Genomic DNA, 10,454 nt, shown 5'->3' with positions numbered 1-10,454 from the left:
TTTCTGTTTTGTCATGTATATACACCAGCCTGAAGTAAGATAATGTCGCTGTTTGGGACGATTATAACATGGAGCAGCGCCTGCCGCTATGGTTTGTCTAATGCGTGCGCAATCCTGTTTCATCGAAAGTGTAAAATTTGTCGATGCGGCTTTCTTCTCGGCCGACGCCGATGTTGTTGATATTCATTATAGCGATGCCTCCTGTTTTTATATTGTGCGCAAACGTTTGGCGTAGGTGACGCTGTTTTTGGCCTGCGTCCAATGCGTGGCGGTGGGCGCGTTGGTTCAGCGCATATACGATAGTGTCGTTGGGATTCATTATATCACTTAGGAGATGAGCATCGCTGGCGCATAGCGCAGCAAAGCCGCGGCAGGTTGAATTGCCCAAGTTTACCGACTATACTATTATCAAATTTAATTTTTGCATTTTTTAAAATATTATGATTGAGCTATAGATGTCCATGCAATTTGACGGCAGTTCAAATTTAATTTCGACAAGGAGAATGGCTATGGCGGACAAATTGTGGAAAAATTTGATTGGAGCGGGTAAAAAACCGGGGCCTGCGGACAAGAGAGTCTTGGAAGCAACGGATTTGAATGGCAATGGCGAGGGAAGTATCTGTGTTGATTACCGCTTAAATGGTTTTTGGCAACAGGAAACGCCATTTGGAAAAGAAGGATATGTATTGCTTGATATACCCCAGGCTGGGTTTATAAATCAGGTTGGGGCGCCGATGCTTGCAAGCGAGGGATTGTTCGTCGTTGTTCCCGATAACGCGGAATATCGTTCGCTTACGGTCAAACTTCTCCGCCAGGAAGAACTGCCTGAAAAATATAATTTACTCCCTACGCCGCGCGATGTACTTGAGACGGAAGAATTAGTCTTTGCCAAAGATAGCGGTATCTATAAAGCGGATGAAGACTATCCGCAGGAGGCGGTCCGATATATTGGGACTGTCGAAATCTTAGGCACGCGTTGTCTCCATCTGGCGGTATGCCCGTTCATATACCGTCCACTCAGCCAAAAACTGACGGTGCTTAGGGAAATCGTCATCACGGTGAACTATACAATAGTCGGATCGAAAGCGAATGTTCAGGCTGGGGTCAGCCGTGATGTCATCGAAAATACGCGCTATGCTTCACAATTATTGGGATACAAGAGGGCGGCGTCAAAAGACGGCGATGACGCGAAGCCGAGGATGATAATAGTCACGGCCGAGCGTTTGGGTGATTCTCTGAAGATATTGGAGGGGGTGAAGAGCTTTCTCTATGATGTAGAGATAGCTTATATAGAAAAGATCGATGAATCCTGTGAGGGAAATGATTTGGCGGAAAAAATACGGAGCTATCTGTTGGCCGAGCACGGCAAGAGCCCTCTTAGCTACGTCATTTTAGGCGGCGGCGTAGATATGATCCCCACCAAAATGATAACGGATAATGTTCAGCATAAGGATGAGCTTATTGCCAATGATAATTATTACTGTTCCGACGACATGGCCACGCCGCTTCCTATCTACGCTTTGGGCAGATTGCCCGTCTCTGCCGTCTGCTACATGAATGAAGTGGTCGATTACGCCTCGTATTACGACAGGTTTTATAACGATAACCGTAAAAAAGCAGTCTTTACCTCTTATAACGCTCCGTCCCACACCTATGAACAGTGCAAGCGTAACATAAAATCAACGCTCGTCGGAGATTTTTCCGTCGCGGAGTGTTATGACGGGCTATGTTCGCAAACGGAACTGATACAAGAAATAAACAAAGGCGTGGGGTTTATAAATTACCGCGGGCATGGAGGCTGCAACGGATGGCTGTCTGGCAACGGCCTCTCTGTTAAAGATATTCCCAGTCTCACGGTAGAAAGAGAAACGCCAAACGTCCTGAGTCTCGCCTGTCACAACTGCGGCATCCACCAATCCGTCTGCTTTGGCGTGGAATGGATAAAACAGCTGAAGGCTATCAGTTTCTTGGGAGCCTCAGCCTCCTCGTATACGGCCGTAAACGACCTCTTTGACAAATATCTGTGGGAGGGCATCCATCAAAAGAAGCTGACTAAAATTGGAGACATCTTTGTGTGGGGCACTCTGGAATTGTACCGCAACAACCCGGAGAGCGAAACTATCGACAATATACGCGAGTACTTGCTGTTGGGAGACCCCAGCGCGGACTATATGGACGATAAATCTGACAAACAAAAAGGAGAACGGTCATGAACATTGACATTACGGACAAACAGAATCTAGGCGTGGTGATGATGTTGGACCTCTCCGGTTCCATGTTCAGCGTAATGCCGATGATAAAGATCGACTCAAAGGCGTTTGTGCGTTGCGCGAGAGCCGGCGACCAATTTGGAGTCAACGCCTTCAGCGATAAAGCAAGGTGGGTCTATCCTTCCGGGTGCGATCCAGATATTGCGACAGTTACAGCCGGCCTGCGCGAAACGGAGGAGGCTGTGCAGCTGATCGAAAACTTACAGGCACACGGCAGAACCAATATTGGCGATGCGATCAGGCTGGGAAACCAGATGATAAAAAAGTCATCCGCGGCAACGAAAGCCTTCGTTCTTCTCAGCGACGGCTGGTCCAACTGTGGGCTAGATCCAGTGCTGGTCATGGAAGATGAACCGCCGCTATACATCGCTGGGCTTGGGCTTTTGGAGACGCCATGTTTCAAGAGCTTGATAACAAAAAATAAGAAAAGCCGCTTCTACAACGCGCCCAACGCCTACGAGATGATGCAGATCTTTAATTATATTGTCTCCGACTCATCTGACACAAATCTCACAGTGAACAGCCTGAAGCAGTATAGCGCAGGAAGCGATTACATCCTCGAATCGTTCGACGTCAGTGAAGAGGACAATGACGCACAGCTCAGCGTCGTATGGTCAGATAAAAAATATAAATACACGCAGCAAACTCCCTGTGGCGACAGTATCAACGTCACCCTCATAGAGCCTTCAGGAAAGCAAAGCAGCGCCGTGCCAGAGATCGTGGACGACGGCTACTGCATTTTCAATCTGCATAATGTCCAGCCTAAGCAGTGGAAGCTGCTGATCCAATATTCAACGAAGGAGGCTCTAAGCGGCACCGTCGGCGGTTTTGAATTTCATACTTCCATAAAAACAGATCTGACGCTGCCGACCTATATAAAAAAAGGTGAGAGCTTCAATATAGCGGTCGCCGCGCGCGGCGACAAAGAGCTTGATAAGCTCACTGTCAAAGCAGAGATGACCCGGCCGGACTTTTGCGTGGATAAAGTATTGGAGCGTTTTGCAGGCGAACTTCGCCATTTTGAATTAGAAAATGAGGCGAAAAACGATCCTTACGCCTGCCTGAAAAAATTGAGAGCGCGAAAACTAAAAGATGAGAATATCGACATCCTCCCATTGAAACACATAACGACGGCGGCCTCATTTGATAAAGACGAAGGACATACATTTGCCGTGGACGATACCGGCAACAGCGGCGCCTATAACATAAAGGTTGAGATTTGCGGTGTCGATCAGGCGACTCAACGCCCCTTTCGGAGCTTGAAAGCAGGAACGGTGATAGTAGAATAAAAAGCAGGCGTTGGTTCCAGCCGCACCGATAAAACCGCGGCAATCTCCGCAAAATCTCCTCCCCTGTGATTACGAGTCTGGTAGGAGTTATCGCCCCTTTTGCTCCATACGACAGACAGGGCTGTCAGAGGTGGGGCGTACAGGCTGACATGGTATGTTGTGCAACAGACCGCCGCTTCGTATCCGAAGCGGCGGTTTGCAGACAGTTCTGATTCTTGTGAAAGCGACTAAGTACAAAAGATGTCGCAGTCTCTGGTTACAATGATATTGTTTGGATAGCCGCTCACGATGCACAGGTTTTGGCTCTGGTAGCCGGCGCTTGGGATAGCTCCTATACAAGGAGAATAATCATCGCCGTACTCACGGGCAGTATAAAATATCAGTTTATCGGCACGATTGCTGATATTAAAGATCATGCTGCCGGCTGGGATCTCTTTGCCGCGAGCGTGGAATACCCATCTGCCGCGTTGCGGCGTTTATATCTATTTTGAAAAAACGCCTGCTATATCTTCCCTATTTTATGCCTTCGGCGGCTCAAGCGTCTTCATAAGCTCCTCTATCAACTTTTCATATTCGTCGCTTTTTTTGAAATCAGGCGTAAATTTGTTTATATAGTCGGGATCAACAAAGAGATAGTCGTCCGCGGTGAAGTTAAAATCTATAGTCTGATGGCTAATTTTCTCGCAGTTAGTGCTCTGCACCCACTTAAACTGATCCAGCTTAGTGTGATAAAGCGATATGGTGACGATCGGCATTCCCATTATAGATTCGCAGATGAAAAGCAGGTGTGCAATTTCTTTGTCCGTTTTTTGTTCAGAAAAACTGCTGGAGATCTCTCCACCTATCACTGCGAGGGTCTTTTTTGCTATCTCCATGCCGCCTCCGCTTATGTCGGAACTCAGCAGGGAGCTGATGATAGTCGTGTTGAGTGAGGCCTGCGTCGTATCGGAATGGTAGCTTCGGGCCTCGGAGCCCATTGAGACAAAGAAGCCGCAAGAGGAGATGATCTTCTTGATGGCCTCGTAATCAAAGAGAGTGAGGTGCTGCCTTGACAGCGCCGCAGTCCATGCGCCGAAGAATACGATGACCTTCTGAAAGGCGTCTCTGACGGATTTGTCGATGCTGTCCGTATCTTTGGATGTGGTTACGACCATAATGTGCCCTTTTTCATCGAAGGTGTAGAATTTGTCGATGCTGTGTTCCTCTCCGTCCGTGGCAAGGTATTTCTTATAGGTCTTTTTGTATTTCTCCAGTCCCATCATAGCGTTGCGCCGTCTGTCCAGAAATTGCTTCTTATTGATATCTTCCATTATCTGCTACCTCCTGTTTTTATACCGCCAACATGCGCAAGCCAAAGCTGCGGCCTGCAGACGGGTATTTTGATGCGGGCTGTGATTTAAAAGATATGTGAGTATGATTTTGCGTCAAGTTAAACTTGGCTGTGGCAAAGCAAGCTCCGTTGTCTGTGAAGCGCGCTAAACACGCGACGAAAGCTCCGACGCCACCCATTTATAAATGGCATCAAGCGCGCTTTGGGTAATAATGCCACTCCCGCGGTAACTGTGCAAGACGGCGCCAAGGCTTGCAATATAAGGAAAGCGCAGCGTTGTATCCTTCAGCGCCTTTATAGCGTGCACCTCGTCTATAAACAGCCTGTTCACGGCTTCATCTGCGCAGCCCCCGTCAAACATTGGAATCAGAAGCTTCGCCCAGCCTTGTGATGTCTGACTGCGCCCTGTGGAGGTGATACCGTCACCGGCTCCGTCCATTGCGTCGCGGTGGACGCTTTTGTCCAGCGCATATACGGTACTGGTGTTGTAGGTTATCCTCAGGTTCCGATTTAGAAAAGTAGATTGGCTTATTACAGCGTTGGGGATAACATGCTCCCATTCGGCCTCCCTCCCCAGCGCTTCGGTTGCCGAGCCTGGAGTGTTATAAATTTTTACTTTTCCGCACAGTTCTCCGTAGGTGCACGCAAGTTGCTCACACACTAAACACATTCAAAACAGCTCCTTTACGGATGATTTAAGGCCGAAAGCTCCGCCGTATGGATGCAGGGACGCCCGCTTTGGTCTTTGCCGTCTCTGTATTCTAAACAAAAGGCTTAACCAAGGTTAAGCCTGAGGCCTGTTTCGCGGTCTCAGGCTTAACCTTGTCAAGGGGAAAAATTTTTGTAAAATGGTCGTCCCTGTTATGTGCGAAAACGTTGAAGCACATCAAACGGAAGATTTTTTTAGCTCGCTATAGTCCTTTGGAAGGTCGAGAGTCCGTTTCATGAGCAGTGAATAAGCAATGTTTAGCGTTTTGTACGAGGTTGCAAGCAGCGCGCTGACGGAGGCTGTGTAGACGCTTATGCGTGATGCGCAGGTTTTTCAAAAAAGTTTTGTGGGCTGGCGTGCTTGGGGCGCCGGGGTTGTTTTTTACCTTCGCAGTTTTGCGGCTAGGGCGTTTGCGGCGAGTCCTGTCCATTCTTTTATGCCGAAGCATGAGGCGTTCAGGTCGCCCGCGTTTGGGAGGAAGGATTGAAGGCCGCGGATGACGGGGTCGGTGAGGCGTCCGCTGGGGTAGGGGTAGAGCTGTGTGTAGGGCATGAAGCGCGCGGCGTTCTGCATCGAGCGGGGGATGTGGAAGGCGTTGGTGACGATTATCGCGTGGTTTATGCCCAGGCTTTTTATCAGTTTGGAGCAGAACTGGAGGTTTTCGGCGGTGGTGCGGGATTTGTCTTCTGTTATTATTTTCTGCGTGCAGCCCATGGCGCGCGCCGCGTCGCGGAGGGCTGCGGCCTCGGAGCGGTCGTTTGCGCCAAAGACGTTGCCGCCGGATAGTATGAGCGTCGTAGGGGCGCGCCGGCTTTTTGCGAGGCGCACTGCGGCGTAGATGCGTTCCATGGCGTAGACGCCGGGTTGGACGGAGGAGCCTTTGTCGTCGTAGGAGGAGCCTCCCGCAAGGACGATTATCGCGGCCTCAGCCTCTTTGGGCGGCAGACGGCGCGGGTGTAGCGTTTCAAGAGGGCCGGTGACGAGCAGAGCGCCGGCGCTTGTGCTCATAAGGTAGAGCGCGGAGGCAAATACAACAAGCGCGGCGGCAAGCGCTTTGCGGCGCGGTTTTTTGCAGGCGACGGCAGCGAGCAGCAAAAGAAGCAGGACGAAGAGGCCCGGCGGCACGATTATGGAGCCTATCAGCTTATAGAGATGAAACATTGCCTCTGTCGCCTCCTTTTATCGCCTTATCGCGGCTGCGGTTGTGAGCGGTTTGGGCGCCGCAAAACAACGGCGCGCCCAAACTCTGATATTACCATTTGTGCTTTGACCTCTATATGTCGAGGTTTTTGACCTCGCGGCCGAATTCTTCTATGAACTTTCTTCTGGGTTCTACAGTGTCTCCCATGAGTATGCCGAAGAGTTCGTCCGCCTCGACGGCGTCCTGGACCTCTACGCGGTTGACTATGCGGTTTTCCGGGTCCATCGTCGTCTCCCAGAGCTGCTCTGCGTTCATTTCGCCGAGGCCCTTGTAGCGCTGGACGTCTACCTTTTTGCCGTTCGCTGCGTTCTGGACCTCTTTCATCTGTTTTTCGGAGAAGCAGTAGGTCACCTCTTTGCCGCTCTGCACGCGGTAGAGCGGCGGCTGGGCGACGTAGAGGTAGCCGTTTTCTATTATCTGCGGCATGTAGCGGAAGAAGAGCGTAAGCAGCAGCGTGCGGATGTGCGCTCCGTCGACGTCGGCGTCGGCCATTATGAATATTTTGTGATAGCGGAGCTTTTCCTCGTTGAAATCGTCGCCTACGCCGCAGCCGAGCGCAAGGATTATGTTGCGTATGGTCTCGCTGCTCAGTATTTTTTCAAGGCGCGCCTTTTCGACGTTCAGTATCTTTCCGCGCAGAGGAAGTATCGCCTGAAATTCGCGGTTGCGCCCCTGTTTGGCGCTGCCTCCCGCGGAGTCTCCCTCAACGATGTATATCTCGCAGTCGGCGGGGTTTCTGTTTGAACAGTCCGAAAGTTTGCCGGGCAGGGTGAGGCCGTTCATGACGGACTTGCGGCGCACAAGTTCCTTTGCCTTTTTCGCGGCTTCGCGGGCCTGGCGCGCGCGCAGGGCGCTTTCGACGATGGGCTTTAATATCTCCGGGCGCTCGTCCAGCGTGTTTTTGAGCCCTTCGTAGACCATCGAGTCGACGATGCCTTTGACGTCGTTGTTGCCGAGCTTCGTCTTCGTCTGGCCTTCAAACTGAGGCTCCATCACTTTGACGGAGATTACTGCGGTGAGGCCCTCTTTGAGGTCGTCGCCGGAGAGATTTTGATCTTTGTCTTTGAGTATTTTGAGCTTGCGCGCCTCGTCGTTCACGGCGCGTGTGAGCGCGCTTCGGAAGCCGGCCACATGGGTGCCGCCCTCGATCGTGTTGATGAGGTTGACGAAGCCGAAGAGCCTTTCAACGTAGGTGTCGTTGTACTGTATCGCGCATTCAAGCTGGGTTTGGTCCTTCTCGCCGGTGATGACGATGGGCGTCTTGAAGAGCACCTCGCGGCCTTTGTTGAGATATTCCACAAAAGAGCCGATGCCGCCGGGGTAATGGTAGGAGCGCGTCTCGGGCTTGTCGGGGCGAAGGTCCTCAAAGTTTATCGTGATATGCGAGTTGAGGAAGGCCAGTTCGCGCAAGCGCGTCTTTAAGATGTCGGCCTGAAAATCGGTCGTTGAGAAAATTTCGTCGTCTGGCATGAACTGCACGCGCGTTCCGCGCAGCTCCGTAACGCCGGTCTCGCGCAGCTCCGTCATCGGGTTGCCGCGCTCGTAGCGCTGGTGGTATTCTTTGCCGCCGCGCCAGATGGTGAGCTCAAGCCACACGGAGAGCGCGTTTACGACGGAGACGCCGACGCCGTGGAGGCCGCCCGACACCTGATAGGCGCTCTTGTCGAACTTGCCGCCGGCGTGCAGCACCGTCATGACCACTTCGGCCGCAGACTTGCCGGACTCGTGGTGTTCGGTCGGGATGCCGCGTCCGTTGTCTACGACGGTGACGCTCCCGTCCTTGTTTATCGTAACGTTTATTGTGTCGCAGAAGCCGGCGAGAGACTCGTCTATCGAGTTGTCTACCACCTCATAGACGAGGTGGTGGAGGCCGCGCTGGCTCTGGTCGCCGATGTACATGCCGGGGCGTTTGCGGACAGCCTCAAGCCCCTCCAGTACGTGTATATCTTTTGCTGAGTAATCCGAAGCCGCGCCCTCGGGCTGTTCGTTTACCGGTAATTCCATGTCAACCATATATAAAAACTCCTTTTGCTTAAATTTCGTCTGACTTATGCCTGTTTTCTTTTATAAAGGGCCGCCTCCGTGAAGGCGCGTGCTTTTTTTGCAAGCACAGGCGGTGTGAAGGAACTTTTTATCTCTTTTCCGCCGCGCTTGAGGATGACCGTTTCGCAGCCTTCTCTGTATATTGCGACGACATTTTCAAGACATACTGTATTTTCGCCCTCAAGAGGAATAAACATTCGCAGAATCCCCCATTCAGCTTATAATTATACCATGTCAAAGAGGCGTATCGGAGTGACTTTATGAACGATTTATTTGTACTTTCAAACTCGCCGGGCGAGGTGGCGGGGTGGCTCGGGCCGGTGGCAAGAGCGCTTGCAGCAAGCGGCGGGGGCATCTCGGCGACTGTGGTGACGCTGCCCTGCCCCTATGCCAGCGGCATGGAGGGACGGTGCGCGCAGGAGCTGCCGGGCGTGCGCCGTTCGATGAGCTTTCGCGAGGCCTTTTCGGGCTGCGGGCGCGCCGCGCAAAAGGAGGGCCGGCTCATCCTTCAGCTTGGAGGCGACCCTATGTATGGTTTTGCGCTCTCCGCGCGCATGAAGGCGCCTTGGATGATATACACGGCGCGCCCAAAGTTCAAAGGCCGCGTGACGCATTATTTTATCCCCGACCAGACGGCGCGGGCGCGTTTTGACAAAGCGCGCGTGCCCGAGGCGCGGCGCAGCGTCGTAGGCAACCTCATACTGGACAGCGTGCCGGAGAGGGGCGCGCTTGACGCGGGCCATCTGCGCGCGCGGTGGGGCCTCCAGGCCGAACATATAATAACCTTCATGCCGGGCAGCCGCCCGTTTGAATACGAGCTGGGCTGCGGCTTCTTCTGCGAATGCGCACGCCTGCTGCGGCGCCGCTTTCCGCAGTGGCAGGCGGTGATGCCGGTTGCGCCTACGGTGGACGACGCCGTGCTTTGCCGCGGGCTTGCGGCAAACGGCCTTTCGTGGACGGGCGGCGAGCGTCCCGAGGCCGTCGTCATAGATGAAAACTATTCGGTGCCGCTCGTGCGCAGCGGGCAGTACGAGGCCATCGCCGCCTCGTCGCTTGCCGTGGCTCTTCCGGGCACAAACAATCTGCAAATAGCGGCGCTTTCAGTGCCGCTTCTGATGGTGGCGCCGCTCAACGAGGCGCAGAACATCCCGCTCGACGGGCTGGCTGGCATCTTCCCGCACCGGTCGCGCGTCATGGGCGGCGTCAAAAAGCGCCTCGTCATGATGGTGAACGCGCGTGAAAAATATGTCTCTCTGCCAAACCGCATCGCGGGCGCCTTTCTGCTGCCGGAGAGGCGCGAGCTGATGACGCCCGAAAGCGCCTGCACCTATATTGCGCCGCTCATGGAGTCGCCGGAAAAAAGGCGCGCCATCACCGAGGCCTACGGCGCGCTGAACTTAGAAAGAGGCGCCGCCGGGCGCATTGCGGAGAAGGTCGCTGCCTATTTTGCGAAGGAGGAGCGGTAGGGGAGCCACGCGCCGTTTTTTTCGTGAGCAAAGAGCGGATAACGGAGAGCTGATAACGAAAAATAAAACGACCGGCGCTTGGGTCTGCCCTTTGCGCCGGTCGGTCTTTATCGCTTTGTTATGTCGTCGTTTTATGTCGCGCTGTA

General features: G+C 52.9%; 8 protein-coding genes. 3 read left to right on the top strand and 5 right to left on the bottom strand.

Annotated elements, in window-relative coordinates:
- The first annotated feature begins 686 nt into the window (after nucleotides 1-686).
- A complete protein-coding gene (locus RRY12_08700) occupies nucleotides 687-2,213 on the top strand; it encodes a C25 family cysteine peptidase (protein ID MEG2184742.1) in 1,527 nt (508 codons plus the stop codon).
- Nucleotides 2,210-3,559, top strand: a complete 1,350-nt coding sequence (locus RRY12_08695; protein MEG2184741.1) for a vWA domain-containing protein — start codon at nucleotides 2,210-2,212, stop codon at nucleotides 3,557-3,559. Before RRY12_08700 ends, RRY12_08695 begins: the two co-directional genes overlap by 4 nt.
- A 518-nt stretch (nucleotides 3,560-4,077) precedes the next feature.
- Here the strand turns inward: RRY12_08695 and RRY12_08690 are convergent.
- The 5 genes from RRY12_08690 to RRY12_08670 form a co-directional block, all read right to left on the bottom strand.
- On the bottom strand, nucleotides 4,078-4,869 hold the full coding sequence (locus tag RRY12_08690; GenBank protein ID MEG2184740.1) for a hypothetical protein: 792 nt from the start codon (nucleotides 4,867-4,869) through the stop codon (nucleotides 4,078-4,080).
- Nucleotides 4,870-5,034: 165 nt separating this feature from the next.
- Nucleotides 5,035-5,559 carry a hypothetical protein gene (locus RRY12_08685; protein ID MEG2184739.1) on the bottom strand — a complete coding sequence of 175 codons (525 nt, stop codon included), beginning with the start codon at nucleotides 5,557-5,559 and terminating at the stop codon, nucleotides 5,035-5,037.
- A 420-nt stretch (nucleotides 5,560-5,979) separates the two neighbouring features.
- Nucleotides 5,980-6,759, bottom strand: coding sequence for a YdcF family protein (locus RRY12_08680; protein MEG2184738.1), 780 nt, complete (start codon nucleotides 6,757-6,759; stop codon nucleotides 5,980-5,982).
- A gap of 112 nt (nucleotides 6,760-6,871) precedes the next feature.
- Nucleotides 6,872-8,812 carry a DNA topoisomerase (ATP-hydrolyzing) subunit B gene (gene gyrB, locus RRY12_08675; protein ID MEG2184737.1) on the bottom strand — a complete coding sequence of 647 codons (1,941 nt, stop codon included), beginning with the start codon at nucleotides 8,810-8,812 and terminating at the stop codon, nucleotides 6,872-6,874.
- Nucleotides 8,813-8,847: 35 nt separating this feature from the next.
- Complete coding sequence (locus RRY12_08670) at nucleotides 8,848-9,039, bottom strand: hypothetical protein (protein MEG2184736.1); 192 nt, start codon at nucleotides 9,037-9,039, stop codon at nucleotides 8,848-8,850.
- Nucleotides 9,040-9,102: 63 nt separating this feature from the next.
- Here RRY12_08670 and RRY12_08665 point away from each other — a divergent pair, with 63 nt between their 5' ends.
- Complete coding sequence (locus RRY12_08665; protein ID MEG2184735.1) at nucleotides 9,103-10,308, top strand: hypothetical protein; 1,206 nt, start codon at nucleotides 9,103-9,105, stop codon at nucleotides 10,306-10,308.
- The last annotated feature ends 146 nt before the right edge of the window (nucleotides 10,309-10,454 follow it).

It is taken from the genome of Cloacibacillus sp. (assembly GCA_036655895.1).
Lineage (GTDB): Bacteria > Synergistota > Synergistia > Synergistales > Synergistaceae > JAVVPF01.
The sequence above is the reverse complement of the archived record's forward strand: the minus strand, read 5'-3'. Positions and strand labels throughout refer to the sequence as shown.

What these genes read in the sequence shown, in the direction of transcription:
- RRY12_08685 (MEG2184739.1), bottom strand. Translation starts at nt 5,559, where the DNA reads ATGTGTTTAGTGTGTGAGCAACTTGCGTGCACCTACGGAGAACTGTGC.
- RRY12_08695 (MEG2184741.1), top strand. Translation starts at nt 2,210, where the DNA reads ATGAACATTGACATTACGGACAAACAGAATCTAGGCGTGGTGATGATG.
- RRY12_08665 (MEG2184735.1), top strand. Translation starts at nt 9,103, where the DNA reads ATGAACGATTTATTTGTACTTTCAAACTCGCCGGGCGAGGTGGCGGGG.
- RRY12_08670 (MEG2184736.1), bottom strand. Translation starts at nt 9,039, where the DNA reads ATGTTTATTCCTCTTGAGGGCGAAAATACAGTATGTCTTGAAAATGTC.
- RRY12_08690 (MEG2184740.1), bottom strand. Translation starts at nt 4,869, where the DNA reads ATGGAAGATATCAATAAGAAGCAATTTCTGGACAGACGGCGCAACGCT.
- gyrB (MEG2184737.1), bottom strand. Translation starts at nt 8,812, where the DNA reads ATGGTTGACATGGAATTACCGGTAAACGAACAGCCCGAGGGCGCGGCT.
- RRY12_08680 (MEG2184738.1), bottom strand. Translation starts at nt 6,759, where the DNA reads ATGTTTCATCTCTATAAGCTGATAGGCTCCATAATCGTGCCGCCGGGC.